Origin of the sequence: Proteus hauseri, from assembly GCF_040139125.1 — a bacterium.
GTDB lineage: Bacteria > Pseudomonadota > Gammaproteobacteria > Enterobacterales > Enterobacteriaceae > Proteus > Proteus hauseri_B.
The window spans coordinates 39,686-57,894 of sequence record NZ_JBEEUB010000012.1; the positions used below are offsets into that span (position 1 = coordinate 39,686).

The 18,209-nt window shown below is 39.6% G+C and carries 18 protein-coding genes; 5 read left to right on the top strand and 13 right to left on the bottom strand.

Features of this window, described 5'->3' with window-relative positions; genetic code table 11:
* Window positions 1-218: 218 nt before the first annotated feature.
* Window positions 219-962: a YbgA family protein gene (locus ABN099_RS16925; RefSeq protein WP_349465503.1), complete on the top strand. Its 744-nt coding sequence runs from the start codon at window positions 219-221 to the stop codon at window positions 960-962.
* A 13-nt stretch (window positions 963-975) separates the two neighbouring features.
* On the opposite strand, the gene nadD is transcribed toward ABN099_RS16925, so the two are convergent.
* From nadD to ABN099_RS16965, 8 genes are all read right to left on the bottom strand, one after another.
* Window positions 976-1,647 (bottom strand): nicotinate-nucleotide adenylyltransferase, encoded by a 672-nt coding sequence (gene nadD, locus ABN099_RS16930; protein ID WP_349465505.1) that lies wholly within the window; start codon window positions 1,645-1,647, stop codon window positions 976-978.
* Window positions 1,640-2,674: a DNA polymerase III subunit delta gene (gene holA / locus ABN099_RS16935; RefSeq protein ID WP_349465507.1), complete on the bottom strand. Its 1,035-nt coding sequence runs from the start codon at window positions 2,672-2,674 to the stop codon at window positions 1,640-1,642. Before holA ends, nadD begins: the two co-directional genes overlap by 8 nt.
* Window positions 2,671-3,219, bottom strand: coding sequence for an LPS assembly lipoprotein LptE (lptE, locus tag ABN099_RS16940; protein ID WP_349465509.1), 549 nt, complete (start codon window positions 3,217-3,219; stop codon window positions 2,671-2,673). The genes holA and lptE overlap by 4 nt, the downstream gene beginning before the upstream one ends.
* 12 nt (window positions 3,220-3,231) lie before the next feature.
* Window positions 3,232-5,814 (bottom strand): leucine--tRNA ligase, encoded by a 2,583-nt coding sequence (gene leuS, locus ABN099_RS16945; RefSeq protein WP_349465511.1) that lies wholly within the window; start codon window positions 5,812-5,814, stop codon window positions 3,232-3,234.
* Window positions 5,815-6,153: 339 nt separating this feature from the next.
* Window positions 6,154-6,879 carry an amino acid ABC transporter ATP-binding protein gene (locus ABN099_RS16950; RefSeq protein WP_349465513.1) on the bottom strand — a complete coding sequence of 242 codons (726 nt, stop codon included), beginning with the start codon at window positions 6,877-6,879 and terminating at the stop codon, window positions 6,154-6,156.
* Window positions 6,880-7,554, bottom strand: coding sequence for a glutamate/aspartate ABC transporter permease GltK (gltK, locus tag ABN099_RS16955; protein ID WP_349465515.1), 675 nt, complete (start codon window positions 7,552-7,554; stop codon window positions 6,880-6,882). It abuts the gene before it with no gap.
* Window positions 7,554-8,294 (bottom strand): amino acid ABC transporter permease, encoded by a 741-nt coding sequence (locus ABN099_RS16960; protein WP_349465517.1) that lies wholly within the window; start codon window positions 8,292-8,294, stop codon window positions 7,554-7,556. The genes gltK and ABN099_RS16960 overlap by 1 nt, the downstream gene beginning before the upstream one ends.
* A gap of 129 nt (window positions 8,295-8,423) precedes the next feature.
* Complete coding sequence (locus ABN099_RS16965) at window positions 8,424-9,317, bottom strand: amino acid ABC transporter substrate-binding protein (RefSeq protein WP_349465519.1); 894 nt, start codon at window positions 9,315-9,317, stop codon at window positions 8,424-8,426.
* A gap of 363 nt (window positions 9,318-9,680) precedes the next feature.
* Between ABN099_RS16965 and ABN099_RS16970 the strand changes: the two genes are divergently transcribed.
* The 4 genes from ABN099_RS16970 (at window position 9,681) to ABN099_RS16985 (ending at window position 13,433) form a co-directional block, all read left to right on the top strand.
* On the top strand, window positions 9,681-10,070 hold the full coding sequence (locus tag ABN099_RS16970) for a metal resistance protein (protein ID WP_349465521.1): 390 nt from the start codon (window positions 9,681-9,683) through the stop codon (window positions 10,068-10,070).
* 83 nt (window positions 10,071-10,153) lie between these two features.
* Window positions 10,154-12,199 carry a protein-disulfide reductase DsbD family protein gene (locus ABN099_RS16975; protein ID WP_349465523.1) on the top strand — a complete coding sequence of 682 codons (2,046 nt, stop codon included), beginning with the start codon at window positions 10,154-10,156 and terminating at the stop codon, window positions 12,197-12,199.
* Window positions 12,199-12,930 (top strand): DsbA family protein, encoded by a 732-nt coding sequence (locus tag ABN099_RS16980; RefSeq protein WP_349465525.1) that lies wholly within the window; start codon window positions 12,199-12,201, stop codon window positions 12,928-12,930. Before ABN099_RS16975 ends, ABN099_RS16980 begins: the two co-directional genes overlap by 1 nt.
* Window positions 12,930-13,433 carry a protein disulfide oxidoreductase gene (locus ABN099_RS16985; RefSeq protein WP_349465527.1) on the top strand — a complete coding sequence of 168 codons (504 nt, stop codon included), beginning with the start codon at window positions 12,930-12,932 and terminating at the stop codon, window positions 13,431-13,433. Before ABN099_RS16980 ends, ABN099_RS16985 begins: the two co-directional genes overlap by 1 nt.
* 8 nt (window positions 13,434-13,441) lie before the next feature.
* On the opposite strand, the gene ABN099_RS16990 is transcribed toward ABN099_RS16985, so the two are convergent.
* The 5 genes from ABN099_RS16990 to ABN099_RS17010 all read right to left on the bottom strand — a co-directional run bounded on the left by ABN099_RS16990 (window position 13,442) and on the right by ABN099_RS17010 (window position 18,195).
* A complete protein-coding gene (locus ABN099_RS16990; protein WP_349465529.1) occupies window positions 13,442-14,128 on the bottom strand; it encodes a hypothetical protein in 687 nt (228 codons plus the stop codon).
* A 58-nt stretch (window positions 14,129-14,186) separates the two neighbouring features.
* Entirely contained in the window at window positions 14,187-15,713 is a 1,527-nt protein-coding gene (lnt, locus tag ABN099_RS16995; RefSeq protein WP_349465531.1) for an apolipoprotein N-acyltransferase, read from the bottom strand.
* A gap of 7 nt (window positions 15,714-15,720) precedes the next feature.
* Entirely contained in the window at window positions 15,721-16,602 is an 882-nt protein-coding gene (corC, locus tag ABN099_RS17000; protein ID WP_064719314.1) for a CNNM family magnesium/cobalt transport protein CorC, read from the bottom strand.
* A gap of 71 nt (window positions 16,603-16,673) precedes the next feature.
* Entirely contained in the window at window positions 16,674-17,141 is a 468-nt protein-coding gene (gene ybeY / locus ABN099_RS17005) for an rRNA maturation RNase YbeY (RefSeq protein ID WP_349465533.1), read from the bottom strand.
* On the bottom strand, window positions 17,134-18,195 hold the full coding sequence (locus ABN099_RS17010; RefSeq protein WP_349465535.1) for a PhoH family protein: 1,062 nt from the start codon (window positions 18,193-18,195) through the stop codon (window positions 17,134-17,136). The genes ybeY and ABN099_RS17010 overlap by 8 nt, the downstream gene beginning before the upstream one ends.
* Between the last annotated feature and the right edge of the window lie 14 nt (window positions 18,196-18,209).

Consider the following 18,209-nt stretch of genomic DNA (forward strand, 5'->3'; position numbering starts at 1 on the left):
TTATTGCGCCATAATAAATAATAAAAAGCTGGCAGATAAGAACTTTCCAGTTAGACGACAGTTTTACTTTACAGTTCCCTTCACGGTCGCTGAGGGTGAGAATAACAGCAAAACCTCGTCTGTCAATGTTCGTGAAACACCTTATAACGCTGTTATTACATCACTGATTGCACATTATACGACGTAATACAGATATTTTTACTAAGAGAAAACGATGAATGAAAGAAAAATATTATTACCTCGAGCTTTCTTCAGAAATAGAAAGTAATAACAATAAGTTGTTACATGAAAAATTACATCAATTTTGTGCGTTACTTCATCGTGAAAATATTGAAATAGAGCAAGTTAAAGGCAACGAAACAAAAAATATACTCTTAGTGCGCTGTTTTGAAGAAAAAAACGTGAAATTGCAATCAGTACTAGAGCAAGGAACATTACAATTAACGTTTGAACAACTTGCACAACCGAGAGCACTTGACCATTTTCTTACCCAATTCTTTGCGTTAATTGATTATCATCAGCAAGTCACTCTTTTTATGAGTAAAAAGGCGCTTATTCAATTTCATAGCCGATATAAATATTTACTGATGGCTTATTCTCAAGTGGCTTATCGAGAGTTAGGGCGTTATATGGCAAATATCCCTGATACTTTACCATTAGATGAATTTGCTTATCATTATCAAACCGGACTGATGAGTGCATTAGCTGTCGCACCAAGCCGAGAGGGGCATACAAATGCACTCATGCATATGGCAGGCTATTTTAAGCGCGCTTTAAATACGGAACAAAAACAGCAACTGACACAAGATATTTTGCGTTATCGTCAAGGTATTGTGCCTTTATCTGTTCCATGTTTACGTATGAAAGATTGTTTAGTTATTTATTCTGATAGCTATCTAATCCAGCAGCGCTATTTCTCACCTTATCCTGCCAGTTTTGACTATTTAAGAGAGCAGCTTTGATGATAAAAATAGCTTACTGATATAACCCTTGTTGATGAATATAATTTTCAACAGCATCAGGTAATAGATCACGGCAGTCTACGCCTGCTTTATGGCGAGCTCGAATATCTGTTGCAGAAATATTATAGAGTGGGGTGTCCGCAAGTAAGATTTTACCCGCAGGTAAACAGTGAATATCTTCTTGTTGAAAAGTTTGGTGTTGTTCTAGCCAAGTTTGCATTTGTGGTGTTTCAAAGTGAGTTTGATAGCCAGGGCGAGCGCAAACCAATAAGTGGCAGACATCAAGTAAGTTTTCCCACTGATGCCATGTGTTGATTGATAATAATGAATCTTGTCCAATAATAAATGCCAATGGCTGTTTAGCGCCTATCTCTTGGCGAAAGTCACGTAATGTCTCGATAGTATAAGAGGGTGTTGGTTTCTCAAGCTCGCGTGTATCAACTTTAAATGAAGAAAAAGGGTGTAGCGCGAGACGAACCATCTCAAGGCGTTGTTGTGACGATGCTTCAGGTTGTGGACGATGAGGCGGAATATTATTAGGTAACCAAATAACTTCTTTTAAACCAATTAATCCGGAAAGTGCTTCTACAGGACGTAAATGCCCATAATGGATCGGATCAAAAGTACCGCCATATAAAGCGATGGCTTGATTAATTAAAGGTAATTTATTATTGCGGTTAGACATCACTGACAAATCCTTCTGGTAATACCTTTCCACACAGCAATAACCCAAGCGCAGTTAAATCATGCCAGACAGTTTGTCCATAATCTTGTTTAATAGTAATTTCGATACTTGTTAATAAGCGTATTGCTGTGAGTAATTGATATTCTGAGAGCCGTTGTAATGCAGCACTGAATATCGGGCGTCGATTTTGCCAAATTCGGTGTTGATCAAATACTGATTTTATCGGTGCTTTTTTTTGTTCACGCTGTAGTGTAATTAACTGCATTAATTCACGCTGTACTGTTCTTAGCAAAATAACAGGTTCAACATCTTCTCTTTTAAGCTGTTGTAAAATATGCCAAGCACGTTGTGCTTTTCCGGCTAATAATGCATCAACCCAATGATAGGGCGAAAAATGTGATGCATCATTTACTGCGGCTTCAATACGCGGTAACGAGAGTTTGCCATCAGGGTAAAGCAGTGAAAGACGCTCTACTGCTTGTGATAGTGCTAATAGATTTCCCTCATAGCAGTAGCAGAGTAATTGATTACCTTGCTCATCTAGCGTTAACCCTTTCTGTTTTGCTCTGCGAGCAACCCACTGTGGTAATTTATCAAGTTCAGGTGTGATACATGTGACATAAGTCCCTTGTTGGCTTAAGGCTTTAAACCAATCACTATTTTCTTGTGCTTTAGTGAGTTTATGTCCACGTAAAATGAGCAATAAATCTTGATGCAACTCTTGAGCTAAGTGTGACAGTTTCTCTGACATTGCCGCATTAGGACCATTTTCAGGCAAATGAAGCAAAATAGATTGTCTTTGAGAGAAAAGGCTTAATGACTGACAAAGTGAGTAGATTTCATTCCAATCAGTATTGTTATCAAGGGAAAACTGATAATGCTCAGCAAATCCTTGTGTTTTAGCAACAGATACGATGGCATCTTGAGACTCTTGGAGTAACAAAGGTTCGTTACCCCAGAGTAGGTAACTTTGGCGCAGCCCCTCTTGGAGCTGCGCGTTCAGTTGTTCTGGATATAGACGGATCATTTGGCTGGTGAGATTATCTGTTTCGCCTGAGCGGCTTCTGACGCCTTTTGACGTTCAGCATTGTGAACAACCAATAATTTACGCACTAATATCGCCGCCGCTTGTTCACGCATTTCTTGCTTGATAATGTCATTTTCAGCATCTTTTGCTAATGCTTCCAATGGGTTATCAAAGAAGGGACGTGATACTTGGGACGAAATAGGGTAAATAGTGCCGTCAGGTATAATAACTTGTGCATTCAGTGTGAAAGTTAACTGACGTTCTGCAGTTTTACCATCTTGGTAAACAGAAACAGTTTCCTTACTCTCTGAAGAGCCAATAATTTTTAAAATTGGGATATCAGTTGTTGGATTTTCAACTAGCTGAACGCCACTTAATCTTAATTGTTGACGCATTACACGAGACAAAGGCCCATAAGGGTCACTAGAGCTCAGATAAAGTGTTTTTAATTCAGGTGGAACCTGTGTTTTCCCTTGTAAATGAAAACCACAGCCAGCGGTGATTAACACCGCCAACCCGAAAAATAGCGAAAATAGATATCGCACTAGGCCTCCTTATCAGCCAACAACGATGTTCAGTAATTTACCAGGAACATAAATGACTTTACGAACAGTCACTTCTTCCAGATATTTAGCAACACTGTACTCTTTTGTTGCCATTTCCTGAACATATTCTTTTTCTGCATTAGCAGGAACCGTGACACGACCACGCACTTTACCATTCACTTGAACAATAATAAGTTTAGTGTCATCAACCATTGCTTCTTCATCTGCGACAGGCCATGGTGCAACATCAACGTCTTGTTTACCACCTAATGATTGCCACATAACAAAGCAAGCATGAGGAATAATTGGTGAAAGCAGACGAACAATGGCTTCTAACGCCTCTTGCATTAATGCACGATCTTGCTCGGTTTCTTGTGAAGCGCGAGTCAGCTTATTCATTAACTCCATGATTGCAGCAATCGCGGTATTAAATGCTAATCGACGACCGATATCGTCAGAAACTTTAGCTATGGTTTTGTGCAGATCACGACGTAAATCTTTCTGTTCTTCCGTTAATGTTGTGATATCCAGTGCTTGAGTCGCGCCTTTTTGCGTATGTTCATGCACTAAACGCCACAGACGGCGTAAGAAACGGTTAGCCCCTTCAACGCTAGACTCTTGCCATTCCAGTGTTAATTCTGGTGGAGCAGCAAACATCATAAACAGACGTACTGTGTCAGCACCATAACGTTCAACCATAGTTTGTGGGTCGATACCGTTATTTTTGGATTTAGACATTTTGCTCATGCCAGCATAAACCAGTTCATGACCTTCGCTATCTGTTGCTTTGATGATGCGGTTTTTCTCATCACGTTCAACAATAGCTTCTGCTGGCGATACCCAATGACGAGCGCCGTCTTCACCGGTGTGATAAAACGCATCTGCTAATACCATGCCTTGGCACAGTAAGCGTTTTGCTGGTTCATCAGAATCAACCAGACCAGCATCTCGCATTAGCTTATGGAAGAAGCGGAAATACATCAGGTGCATAATAGCGTGTTCGATACCACCAATATACCAGTCAACAGGTAACCAATAGTTAGCAGCTTTAGGATCTAACATGCCTTTATCGTAGTCAGGGCAAGTATAACGTGCATAATACCAAGAAGACTCCATAAAGGTGTCGAAAGTATCGGTTTCACGCAGTGCAGGTTGACCATTAATGGTTGTTTTTGCCCACTCAGGATCAGCCTTAATTGGGCTTGTGATCCCATCCATTTTGACATCTTCTGGCAGAATAACCGGCAGTTGATCATCAGGAACAGGAACAACAGTACCATCTTCTAAGGTTGCCATAGGGATTGGCGCACCCCAGTAACGTTGACGAGAAACACCCCAGTCACGTAAACGATAATTTATTTTACGCTCACCGACACCCATTTGGGCTAATTTGTCAGCGATAGCATTAAAGCCTGCTTGATTATCAAGTCCTGTGAACTCACCAGAATTAATCAGGCTATTTTTTTCAGTAAATGCACCTGCTGATAAATCAGGTTGATTACCTTGCGCATCTGCAATAACGGCTTTAATTGGTAAATCGTATTTATTAGCAAATTCCCAGTCACGTTCGTCATGACCTGGAACTGCCATCACAGCACCTGTGCCGTATTCCATTAATACAAAGTTAGCAACCCAAATAGCGACTTTCTCTTTCGTTAATGGGTGGATGGCATACATACCCGTTGCCATACCTTTTTTCTCCATTGTTGCCATTTCGGCTTCTGCCATTTTCATGTTACGGCATTCATCAATGAAGTCTTGAATTGCTGGGTTATTTTCAGCGGCTTTTTGCGCTAACGGGTGACCCGCTGCAACAGCAACGTAAGTCACACCCATAAAGGTATCTGGGCGAGTTGTATAGACCGTCATTTTGTCGTTGCTATCTGCAACATCAAAAGTGATTTCTACACCTTCAGAACGACCAATCCAGTTACGTTGCATGGTCTTAACTTGTTCAGGCCACTCATCTAACGTATCTAAATCGTTTAACAGTTCTTCTGCATATTCAGTGATTTTAATAAACCACTGTGGAATTTCTTTACGCTCTACTGGGGTATCGCAACGCCAACAGCAGCCATCGATAACTTGCTCGTTAGCTAATACCGTTAAATCATGAGGACACCAGTTAACCGCCGACGTTTTTTTATAAACTAAGCCTTTTTCATATAACTTAGTAAAAAACCACTGTTCCCAACGATAATATTCAGGCGTACAGGTCGTTACTTCACGATCCCAGTCATAACCAAAACCCAGTTTTTTTAACTGGTTTTTCATGTAATCGATATTTTCATAAGTCCACGGAGCGGGTGCCGTGTTGTTTTTTACTGCTGCACCTTCTGCGGGTAAACCAAATGCATCCCAACCAATGGGTTGTAGGACGTTTTTACCTAGCATACGTTGATAACGGGAAATCACGTCACCAATGGTGTAATTGCGAACGTGTCCCATGTGAAGTCGGCCAGAAGGATAAGGTAGCATAGACAGGCAGTAATATTTTTCTTTGTTATTATCTTCTGTCACTTTAAATGTGTCGTTCTTTTCCCAGTATTCCTGGATAGTTTGCTCTATATCTTCGGGACGATATTGTTCTTGCATGGCACCGATAATCCTATGGTGAATTAATGGCTACCGGAGGGTAACCGCTATTATGAAATTAAGTCTTGCATAGCATAGCTGATTTTGTCTAATCGCCACAACTCTCTTTCTTAATGATTACCACTGTTTGCCTAACATTTTTAGGCGAATCACGATATTTGCTGATGTGGGGTAACGTATAATCGCTATAAATGCGTATTTTTTCGGGAAGTTGTTCTGATATTGCGGAAAAAAAGAAAAAATTGATATCACGTTGCGAGATTAATCTAAATAATCCCTTTAGTGCTGACATACAAGAAGTACGCCAGCACTAGGATTAAATAGATAAGGTAATCATAATTAGTGAAGTATTTTGGCTAGAAAATCTTTAGCACGATCTGATTTAGGGTTATCAAAGAAGTCATTTTTAGGGCTATCTTCAACAATACGACCTTCATCCATAAAAATAATACGGTCTGCAACTTTTTTTGCGAAGCCCATTTCATGGGTAACGACCATCATGGTCATTCCTTCGTTAGCAAGCTCAACCATAACATCAAGGACTTCATTGATCATTTCAGGGTCAAGTGCTGATGTTGGCTCATCAAACAGCATCGCTATCGGATCCATACATAGTGCGCGAGCGATAGCAACACGCTGTTGTTGACCACCAGATAGTTGTGCTGGGAATTTATTTGCGTGATTTGATAAACCAACACGCTCTAAAAGTTTTAAGCCTTTTTCTTTTGCTGCCTCTTTATTTCTATTGAGCACTTTAACTTGAGCAAGCGTCAAGTTTTCAATAATAGAAAGATGTGGGAATAGTTCAAAATGTTGGAATACCATGCCCACTTTGGCTCGTAACTTAGCAAGGTCTGTGCGTTTATCGTTTACTTTAGTCTCATCAACTAAGATCTCACCATGTTGTACTGGTTCTAATCCATTAACTGTTTTGATTAGTGTCGATTTACCCGAACCTGAAGGTCCACAAACAACAACAACTTCCCCCTTTTTAACTTCAGTGGAGCATTCAGTCAGTACTTGAAACTGACCATACCATTTGGAAACATCTTTTAGGGAAATCATCTAGGTAGTCCTTTTTTTAAGAAAGTTCACTAACATTGAAGCAGAGAAACTAATAACAAAATAGATAAAGCCAGCAAAGAGGATCATTTCAACTTGAGTACCATCACGTTCGCCAATATTTGCAGCGGTACGGAAAAAATCAGTCAGACTTAATACATAAACTAACGAGGTATCTTGAAATAAAACAATACCTTGAGTTAGCAATAGTGGGATCATGGCACGAAAAGCTTGAGGTAAAATAACTAAACGCATAGTTTGCGACTTAGTCATACCTAATGCCAATGACGCAGAAAGTTGCCCTTTACTCACACTTTGAATACCGGCTCTGATTATTTCAGAATAGTAAGCTGCTTCAAATAAAGAGAACGCTATCATTGCTGAAATCAAACGGATATCGTTTTTAGGTGAAAGCCCTAGAACATTTTGTAATATGTTAGGCACAATAAGATAAAACCACAGTAATACCATCACCAATGGAACAGAACGAAAGGTATTAACATAAGCTGCGGCAAACCAGCGAATAGGTTTAATAGTTGATAAGCGCATCACCGCCAGAACGGTTCCCCATAAAATCCCCACAACAATCGCGGTTACTGTGATTTTTAAGGTGATTGCCATCCCATCCACTAAAAACGGTAAACTAGGAACAACAGAACTCCAGTCAAATTCGTACATTATTGACCTCCTGTTGTGCCAGGCAAGCGCACCCGTTTTTCAAGCCAGTTCATTACGATCATAATAACGACGTTGATCAATACATAAGCTAAGGTAATTGCAGTAAATGACTCATAAGCTTTTGCTGAATAATCTAATAGTTTATTTGCTTGAGCCGCCATATCGATAAGACCAATAGTTGAGGCGATAGCTGAGTTTTTAACGAGATTGACCATCTCAGATGTCATTGGCGGAATAATAACGCGATAAGCATTGGGTAGCAGAACATAACGATAAGTTTGAGGCAACGTTAAGCCTAATGCTAATCCTGCGGCTTTTTGACCACGAGGTAATGAATCAATTGCTGCTCTAACTTGTTCACACATACGAGCAGCAGTAAATAAGCCTAAACATAATGCAGAAGATAAAAAGAATTGTATATTTGGTGCGAGCTCCATTTTGAACCAATCACCAATAGATTGTGGTAATAGTTCTGGAATAACCAAATACCAAGTAAAGAATTGCACAATTAAGGGTACGTTACGAAAGAGCTCGACATAAATAGTCCCTAAGCTTGAAAGCCAACGATTAGGCACTGTACGCAAAATACCAAACAGAGAACCAACAAGAAAGGCAATAACCCAAGCGCATAAGGACAAGGCGATAGTGACTTGAAAGCCAGATATTAGCCAACCTAAGTAAGTGGTGTTTCCGAATGGGGCTTCATGGAAGAATATCCCCCAATCCCAATCTATCGACATGATTTCACCTCCGGTGAAAAAATTGGGGCAGGGAACGGCTGCCCCAAACTTTACTGATCTGTCTGTCCAACAGATACTTTATAATTATCAATTTGGTATTTCTAAATCATAAATATTGATTAATAAGAATTAATTTAGTGCTTTATCATTTGGTGCAGCAAACAGGGCTTTCATTTCGTCTGAAATGGTGAACTCTAAATTAAGATTTTTAGGTGGAACCGGGGCATTAAACCAACGATTAAAGGATTTTTCAGCCTCACCGGATTTTTGTGCATTGGCGATAGTGCTATCAATCAGTGCTTTAAATTGCGCATCATCTTTACGCAACATACAGCCATAAGCTTCTTCAGATTGTGGTGTACCTACTATCTCCCAAAGTGCAGGTTTTTTGGCTTTTGCACGTTCACCAGCAAGTAGTGCATCATCCATCATAAAGGCAACAGCACGACCTGATTCAAGGGTACGGAATGAGTCGCCATGGTCTTTTGCGCTAATAATGCGCATATTCATTTTTTTCTCGTCATTTAGCTTATTGAGTAACATCTCAGAGGTGGTTCCTGATGTTACAACCACATTTTTTCCGGCTAAGTCAGAGAAGTCTTTAATTCCCGTATCTTTTTTCGCCAGTAACCGAGTACCAACGATAAATATAGTGTTTGAGAAAGCCGCTTGTTGTTGGCGAGCTTCATTGTTAGTTGTAGAGCCACATTCAAAGTCAAAGGTACCATTTTGTAATAATGGAATGCGATTCTGAGAAGTGATAGGGATCAAGCGAACTTGAAGATTTGGTTTACCAATTTTCTCTTTTACCGCCTCAACAATAAGGTTGGAATAGTCTTGAGAATAGCCGACTACTTTTTGTTGATTATCATAGTAAGAAAATGGAACGGAAGATTCCCGATGCCCAACGATAATAATATCGTTATCGCTTATTTTTTTTAAGGTTCCAGTGAGTTCTTCTGCTTGTACAGCTCCTGCAGCCCCTAAAAACATTAATGATAATGCTAGTTTACGCATGCGCATAATAACTCCTGTCGTGGTAAATGTGATATGGATGTGTTGCTTGATGTTTGTTTTTTGTTTTAATTTGTTTTGATAATGTTAATAGATAGAACAAATAACATACTGTTGGGAAGTGCATTTTTTGAAATACGAGAGCTATCTCTCAATAAAAGAATGAAATCAAAAATAGTTTATAATTTTATTGGAAATTGTTTTCATCTTTTAAAATTATTGTAGTAGAGACCACACGAAAAGAAAGGTTAAAGGCGTAGATATAAGACAAATAAAAAAATAGAAAAGTAGATACTTTGTAAAGTTTATCTTAAGGAGTTGTTTGTCTGTAGATTACCGTTAAGATAGCAGGTTAAATAATGAGGGTTTTCTATGAGTCATTGGCGGTCAGGTCGCTGGTTGGTGTTTATAACAGTAATGCTGATATTATGTTGTATTATTCAGCGCTCTCTTGGTGCACACATAATTAGTGAGCGCTTAGCGAGTTCTATTACCCAAACCCAATATATGCCATCAACGCCAATGATTGACAATAATAGTGAAAAAGCATCTTCTTATTCACTCTCTACTTGTGATTTAAGTGCTAAATCCTTGTTAGCTGTCCCGCCATTAGCCATCGAGCCTTTTTTCCACTCTTGGGCTGTATTGCTTTTGTTGAGCATGGCTGCTATTTATGTCTCTCGCCAACGCAGTCAGAAAAAACATCACCATCCCCCACCTCGAATAAGACTTCATCTTCATTATTGTATTCTGAGGGATTAGCGACTTCTTTAACTAAAATATTATGCGTCTATTTTAAGGCGTAGCTTTAAGTGTAGCGTTAAAGGAATTTTTAGGGAGTTGCTATGTTTCGTGCTTTTATTATGGCGTTAGTATTAACGTTATTTACTCTATCTTCATCTCAAGCCGCAGATACTGGCTGGTTAACTACGCCAGATAATAATCATGCACAAGTCAGGGCGACAGCGCAAAAATCCCCTTCAGGGAGTGTCAAAATCTTGCTTGAAGTGCAATTAGAGTCAGGATGGAAAACCTATTGGCGTTCTCCTGGTGAAGGTGGTGTGGCACCTGAAATAAACTGGTCACAAGATGTCGCTGAAATGGCGTGGCATTGGCCATCACCTTCTGCTTTTGATGTGGCGGGTATTCATACCCAAGGTTATGATAAACAAGTGGTTTTCCCTATTGAGCTTGGCGCCATTAACGGTGGCTCGCTGGATGGTATTTTAACATTATCAACCTGTAGTAATGTCTGCCTTTTAACCGATTACCCATTAACCTTAGATTTTAATCAACCTGCTCCTGCTGATTTTGAATGGCAATATAATCAAGCTATGGCAAAAGTGCCTGTTACAACAGGACTTGTTAGCTCAATTTCATCTAATTATCAACGTAGCCAACTGAATATTGCCTTACAACGTGACAATGGTAATTGGATTGCACCCAATGTTTATCTCGACCCTCCTGCAGGTATGCTTTATGGCATTCCTCAAATCACCAAGAAGAATGCGCAATTATTTGTTTCAGTAGATGTCACCGATGATTGGGGAGATAAAGCCGGAGATCTATTAGGAAAGCAGCTCTCTTTTGTGGTTACTGACAACGATTTTTCACGTCAAGTTAATAGCACAATAGGTCAGGGTAATCTTAGTATTACACCTCCCACATCAACAGTAGATGGCATGGGATTATGGGGTATTGTCGCTTTTGCGTTATTAGGAGGCTTAATTCTTAATTTAATGCCTTGTGTTTTGCCTGTGCTGGCAATGAAATTGGGTTCGATATTACATACTGAAAAACGCGATACGGGCACTATTCGTAAACAATTCTCGCTCTCTGTTGCGGGTATTTTAGTCTCATTTTGGGCATTAGCACTGTTTATGACTGGCTTACGTTTTAGCCAAGAAGCAATAGGCTGGGGCATTCAATTTCAAAGCCCTTGGTTTATTGGGGTTATGGTGCTGGTTACTGCTATTTTTACCGCTAATTTATTTGGATTATTTGAACTGCGTTTATCGAGTAATATCAATACTAAAATAGCAACAGCTGGTGGACAAAATAACAGCCGACATTTCTGGGAAGGGGCATTTGCTACCTTATTAGCTACACCTTGTTCTGCGCCGTTTCTAGGCACTGCGGTTGCTTATGCTTTAATTGCACCATTAAGTGAGCTGTGGCTAATTTTTACCGCTTTAGGTATTGGTATGAGTTTGCCTTGGATATTGGTTGCACTTTTTCCATCAGTAGCAAAAGTTTTACCAAAACCGGGTAAGTGGATGAATAAGCTAAGAGTTATACTTGGCTTTATGATGCTGCTTTCATGCATTTGGTTAATTACTCTATTAATCCCTCACTTTGGTGTCGCTATTGTTGCGGGTATTTTTACACTTATTGCTCTGTTATTGCTGGTGGCTATTGCAAAACATTATGGCAAAAAAACATTATTAGTATCAGCCGTGATCACTGCAATTTTAGGCGGCAGCAGTTATGTGTTTACCATACAGCCTGAAGCGCAAACTTTGGCGGGTAAAGATGTTATCAATTGGCAGCCATTAACAGAACATGCATTACATCAGGCATTATCAGATAATAAACGTGTATTTGTTGATATTACTGCCGATTGGTGTGTAACCTGCAAAGCGAATAAATACAATGTATTATTGCGTGAAGATGTCCAAAAGGCGCTTTCTGAATCTGATGTCGTCGCATTACGAGGTGATTGGACTAAACCTTCTGACGAGATTACGCAGTTTTTAAAACAACGCGGTCAGGTCGCGGTACCTTTTAATCAAATTTATGGACCTTGTAACAAGGAGGGGGAGATCCTACCGCCTCTCTTAAATAAAGATTCGATGTTAACTATTCTTTCAGAGGCTAAAGGAGCCCAATAATGAAAAAAACACTTTCGGCACTGGTTATCTCTTCGTTACTTTTTGGTGCGAATGTACAAGCTGCCGCTTTGAATGCCGATCAAGAGAAAGAAGTTCGTGCATTAGTTCGTGATACGCTGATTAGCAATCCAGAAATTTTGGAAGAAGCGATTATGGCATTACAAACTAAAAAAGCGGATGAACAACAATCACAATTTCGTAAAGCCTTAGTTGCAGAGCATGATGCGTTATATAACGATGCTTCAAGTCCTCGTATTGGTGCTAAAGATGCAAAATTAGTGTTAGTTTCATTCACCGATTATAACTGTCCTTATTGCAAGCGTTTTGACCCACTATTAGAGCAAATTACTAAACAATATCCTGATGTTGCAGTTATTATTAAACCGCTGCCATTTAAAGGTGAAAGCTCAGTTAAAGCGACTCAGGCCGTACTTTCTGTGTGGAAAGAAGATCCTAAAGCCTTCCTTGCACTGCATCAGCGTTTAATGCAGAAGAAAACCATGTTAGATAGCGCAAGTATTGATGATGCAATGAAAAGCACCAATACCAGCAAAATTAAGCTAACTGAAGATAGCCTGAAAGCATTGCAAAACAACTTAGATTTATCGCGTAAACTTGGTATTCAAGGCACGCCAGCAACGGTTATTGGCGATACCATTTTACCTGGTGCAGTTGATTACGCACAGTTAGAAGTTATCGTTAAAGAACAACTGGCTAAAGTGAAAAAATAGTGCTTAGTCGATTACGCAAATGGGGAAAAGAGCTCATTGTTCTTGTCGCTATTTTCGTTTTAGTCTCTTTTGTTATGGACTGGTGGCGGCAACCTACGCCACCAGTGCTAACAAATATATCCGAGCTTTATACTGTCGATAATAGCGTGGTGTCTTTAGTTGAACTCAGTGAAGAAAAACCCGTATTAATCTATTTTTGGGCAAGTTGGTGTGGTATTTGTAAAATAACGACTCCAACAGTGAATTCATTAGCACAAGACGGCTATAACATTACATCTGTGGTTATTCGCTCAGGTGATGATGCAAAAATAGTGCGTGGTATTAAAGCCAAAGAGTTAGTTTTCCCTGTCATTAATGATGATAAAGGTGCTATTTCGCAGCAATGGGGAATTAGCGCAACACCTTCTTTTGTTATTATTTATAAAGGGGAGATGGTGAGCTTTACCAGTGGTTGGACATCTTCATGGGGATTAAAACTACGATTATGGTGGGCTGGCTTTTAAATCGATTATCAGAGTTTAAGTGAAGAAAAAATGATACCAGGTAAGCTCGCCATAAAGAGAATGATCTCATAAATAAGATTTTTACGTCTTCGTTCAATTTTTGCTTCTTGGGTATTTTCAGCTATTAACGCTTTTTCATCGGTAATGCGTTTTGAGGTATTAATGTGTATTGGCACAATATTAATAGGAATAACGATTTGATTATTTTTATTGGTAGGAGCTAATTGGGCGAGTGTCCAACCATATTGATGCAGTTTATCTCCAAACGCATTTTTTTGAATAACATAGCCATAATAATCTTTACGAAAACCTTTTTCTTCATTATCACTGGAAATTTTATGGGCATTTTTCCAATAAGCTTGAATATCTACTGATGACTGAATTAGTTGAGAGAGGGCGAGTGGTTGAAGTAAGGTGACACTAACGCGTTTAGAATCAGCCTGTTGTTTTCGTTGATTAGCTATCGCCGTTTTCCAATGTAAAGGCACAATAGTTTTATCTTCAATCAGTTGGTTAATTGACTCGGGTTGTCTTGATAATACCCAACCATATTCTTGTTCCTGCTGATTAATATGTTGTCGCTTTATCCACCTTCCTGAAGTGTCTTTACGAAATCCTTTATTTTCGTTGTCGGCAGAAATAACCGTAGCGCGTTGCCAAATAATATCAAGAATCTGTTCAGGGTAATTATTCATGTTATTCGAACCTTATAATAAAAACCCCAACATCATATTGGGGTTTTACTATGAACAGTTATTTATTGCGGCGTTTAATAAAAGCTGAAACAAGAAATAGACCGACTATTATCCAAAGAGGGTAATTTCCTAAACGATAATAGGGGGTTAATCCGGTTGTTGGTGTCATTTTTTCAGCTAATGAATTTTCTTCAAATTGAGCAAGCTGAGAAATCACATCACCATTTGCGGCAATAAAAGCAGTAATACCATTATTTGTTGATCGCAATAATGGACGACCTAACTCTAATGCACGCATTCTTGCCATTTGGAAATGCTGCCAAGGGCCAATAGAATTACCGAACCATGCATCATTTGAAATAGTCAGTAAAAAGCGGGTATCAGGTTGGAAATTAGCGCGAACCTGTTCGCCTAAAATAATTTCATAGCAAATAGCCGCAGTAATTTTAGCGTTATTAACCGTAAGTTGAGGTTGAACATATTCACCTTGGCTTAATGATGACATTGGCAAATTAAAGAAAGGTGCCAATGGGCGTAATAACGACTCTAACGGTACGTATTCACCAAAAGGAACAAGGTGATGTTTGTTATATCGGTCTGTTGCTGGATATTGATAGGCAAAATGTTCACCAAGCGTAATGACGCTATTATAGAAACGATAGCCCTCTAGTGTTGGGCGAGCATCAATAATACCTGTCATTAAGTGAGTATCTTGTGCTCTTAATTGCTTATCAAGCTCAGCTAAAAATGTCTGTTGTTGAATCTCAATATCAGGAATAGCGGATTCAGGCCAAATAATAAGGTTTGCCGTACCAATATAAGGGCGACTAAGAGTCAGATAAGTGGTTAATGTTTTCTCTAATGCGTCAGGTTGCCATTTTAAAGATTGCTCAATATTACCTTGTATTAAGGCAATTTCTTGCGTTTCTTCTGGTAACGGCTGATACCATTGATACGATTTAAAACTAATTGGCAGTAACAGTAATATCGCTGCCGCTAATAGACTGTAACGTGATTTTCGATAGATGGCATGAGCAATTAATCCACTAATAACGGTAAGTAGCAGCGTTATCATGGTAACACCCAAAATAGGTGCAATACCTTTTAAAGGACCATCAATCTGACTATAACCAAATTGTAGCCATGGAAAGCCGGATAATACCCAACCTCTTAAAAACTCAGTGACTTGCCATAAAGCTGGGGCGGCAAAAGCAAAACGCCAAAGCGTAGGGTTTGGGAATAATTTATTTAATAAGCCAGCAAAAAGTGAAGTATAAAGCGATAAATAGAGTGCCAATAAAATAACTAAGAAAATATTTATCGCAAAGGGCATACCACCAAAATTGGCAATACTGACATAGACCCAATTGACGCCACTACCAAATAATCCAAAACCCCAAGAAAAACCAAGAAAGGCACCTTGGCGAGTTGTTCGTTGATTAATGACAAGAAGTAAGCCGGATAATGAGATCAGTGCTGCTGGCCAAAAATCAAAAGGTGAAAACGCCAGTGTACCTATTGCACCGAAAAAAACCGCCAGTAGGGCGCGAACCCACTGGCGGTTTAAGAAAGAGATATTATTCATTTATATCCTAAGCATCGTTACCTAATTCAGGGATTGGTGCGTCATCGGGAATATGCACATATACCTGAATTATCTTACGGCTATCAGCCATAACGACTTTAAATTGATAATTATCAATGGTAATAGTTTCACCACGAGCAGGAAGGTGACCAAAGGCTTGCATTACGAGTCCACCAATAGTGTCAACTTCATCGTCGCTGAAATGAGTCCCAAAAGCGTCATTGAAATCTTCTATCTGGGTTAAAGCTCGAACTGAGTAAGCGTGACGACTTAATGGACGAATATCGATATCGTCTTCATCATCATACTCATCTTCAATTTCGCCCACGATAAGTTCAAGAATATCTTCAATCGTTACCAGACCAGAAACACCACCGAATTCATCGATAACTATCGCCATATGATAGCGTTGAGAACGGAACTCTTTTAATAGGCGGTCTACGCGTTTACTTTCAGGTACAACAACCGCAGAGCGTAGAACTTTATCCATACTAAATGGCTCTGCGCTACTACGCATAAATGGCAATAAATCTTTTGCCATCAATAAGCCTTCAATATGATCTTTGTCTTCGCTGATAACGGGAAAACGGGAATGCGCTGAATCAATAATGACATCTAAGCACTCATCAAGAGTTTGATTGCGTTTTAGTGTCACAATTTGAGAGCGAGGGATCATAATATCCCGAACACGTTGTTCAGCGATATCCATTACCCCTTCAAGCATGTCGCGGGTATCAGGATCGATTAATTCTTTCTGTTCAGAATCGCGGATAAGCTCCATCAGATCATCACGGTTTTTAGGTTCACCGTGGAACAGCTGATTAAGCAGTGTGAGAAACCCTCTTTTAGGACCAGGGTTATCGTTACTCGAAGATTGGTCGTCGCTCATGGCGTTTTAACTATTTTTCCTCATTGAATGGTCTATTAGATATATTATTTATCATAAAAATAAGAGAACTGTTACTCTTTTTCTATCAAATAGGGATCTTCATAGCCTAATTTTTGTAAGATTTCTGTCTCTAAACTTTCCATTTCTTCAGCTTCATCATCTTCAATATGATCATAGCCTAAAAGATGAAGACATCCATGAATAACCATGTGTGCCCAGTGTTCTTCAACCGTTTTATTCTGTTCAATCGCCTCTTTTTCGACCACTTGACGACAAATAATTAAGTCACCTAACAGTGGCAGTTCAATTTCAGGCGGTGCTTCAAAAGGAAAAGAGAGCACATTAGTTGGTCTGTCTTTTCCGCGATAAGTCAGGTTAAGCTCGTGGCTTTCTGCCTCATCAACAATACGAATAGTGACTTCACTGACAGGTTGAAACTGTGGCAATACTGCTTCTAACCATGTCATAAATTGGGCTTCGTCAGGAAGCCCTTGTGCGTTTTCAGTCGCAATTTGTAAATCAAGGATAACTTCACTCATGATTTTCTCTCTGAAGTTTCTCTTTCTCTGCTTTGATAGCTTGACGGCGTTTTTGATCTTCCGTTTCCCAAGCTTCATAGGCAATAACTATTTTGGCAACGACAGGATGGCGAACAACGTCTTCGCTATGGAAGAAGTTAAAGCTCAGGTCGTTAACCTCAGATAACACCTCAATCGCGTGGCGTAAGCCTGATTTACTACCTCTTGGTAGGTCAATCTGAGTAATATCGCCAGTTACCACCGCTTTAGAGTTAAAGCCGATACGTGTTAAGAACATTTTCATCTGTTCTATCGTGGTGTTTTGGCTCTCATCAAGAATAATAAAGGCATCATTAAGCGTTCGCCCACGCATATAAGCAAGTGGGGCGACCTCAATAACGTTGCGTTCAATGAGTTTCTCAACTTTTTCAAAACCTAACATCTCAAATAACGCATCATAAAGTGGTCGTAAATAAGGATCGACTTTCTGGCTTAGGTCGCCGGGTAAAAAACCCAGTTTTTCACCGGCTTCAACTGCGGGACGCGTCAGTAAAATGCGGCGAACTTCTTGACGTTCGAGTGCATCAACAGCGGCAGCAACAGCCAGATAGGTCTTCCCTGTACCAGCAGGTCCAATACCAAACGTAATATCATGGGTCTGAATATTTGCGATATATTGCGCTTGATTTGGTGTGCGTGGTTTGATCACACCCCGCTTTGTACGAATATTGGTAGATTTTCCAAATTCAGGTACACGTTCATCCGTTTGCTCAAGTACACGGCTTTCGGTGATGGCGAGATGAATCTGTTCAGGGTCGATATCGGGGATCACACCTTTAATTGGCGAGGTTTCCACATACAGGTGACGTAAAATACTCGCAGCCGCAGTCACACATAATGATTTTCCGGTTAATTTAAAACGGTTATCACGGTGATTAATCTCGATACCTAAACGGCGTTCAAGTTGTTTAATATTATCGTCAAATGGACCACAAAGGCTCATTAAACGGGCATTGTCTGCTGGCTCTAAGAAAATTTCTTGGGTCGCTACTTGTGTATGCGCTATTACTGTCACTGATTATCCTTTTG

Bases quoted from the DNA above. Each gene is read 5' to 3' on its own strand.
- ABN099_RS16925 (WP_349465503.1), top strand. From the start codon at position 219: ATGAAAGAAAAATATTATTACCTCGAGCTTTCTTCAGAAATAGAAAGT.
- nadD (WP_349465505.1), bottom strand. From the start codon at position 1,647: ATGTCTAACCGCAATAATAAATTACCTTTAATTAATCAAGCCATCGCT.
- holA (WP_349465507.1), bottom strand. From the start codon at position 2,674: ATGATCCGTCTATATCCAGAACAACTGAACGCGCAGCTCCAAGAGGGG.
- leuS (WP_349465511.1), bottom strand. From the start codon at position 5,814: ATGCAAGAACAATATCGTCCCGAAGATATAGAGCAAACTATCCAGGAA.
- ABN099_RS16950 (WP_349465513.1), bottom strand. From the start codon at position 6,879: ATGATTTCCCTAAAAGATGTTTCCAAATGGTATGGTCAGTTTCAAGTA.
- gltK (WP_349465515.1), bottom strand. From the start codon at position 7,554: ATGTACGAATTTGACTGGAGTTCTGTTGTTCCTAGTTTACCGTTTTTA.
- ABN099_RS16960 (WP_349465517.1), bottom strand. From the start codon at position 8,294: ATGTCGATAGATTGGGATTGGGGGATATTCTTCCATGAAGCCCCATTC.
- ABN099_RS16965 (WP_349465519.1), bottom strand. From the start codon at position 9,317: ATGCGCATGCGTAAACTAGCATTATCATTAATGTTTTTAGGGGCTGCA.
- ABN099_RS16970 (WP_349465521.1), top strand. From the start codon at position 9,681: ATGAGTCATTGGCGGTCAGGTCGCTGGTTGGTGTTTATAACAGTAATG.
- ABN099_RS16975 (WP_349465523.1), top strand. From the start codon at position 10,154: ATGTTTCGTGCTTTTATTATGGCGTTAGTATTAACGTTATTTACTCTA.
- ABN099_RS16980 (WP_349465525.1), top strand. From the start codon at position 12,199: ATGAAAAAAACACTTTCGGCACTGGTTATCTCTTCGTTACTTTTTGGT.
- ABN099_RS16990 (WP_349465529.1), bottom strand. From the start codon at position 14,128: ATGAATAATTACCCTGAACAGATTCTTGATATTATTTGGCAACGCGCT.
- lnt (WP_349465531.1), bottom strand. From the start codon at position 15,713: ATGAATAATATCTCTTTCTTAAACCGCCAGTGGGTTCGCGCCCTACTG.
- corC (WP_064719314.1), bottom strand. From the start codon at position 16,602: ATGAGCGACGACCAATCTTCGAGTAACGATAACCCTGGTCCTAAAAGA.
- ybeY (WP_349465533.1), bottom strand. From the start codon at position 17,141: ATGAGTGAAGTTATCCTTGATTTACAAATTGCGACTGAAAACGCACAA.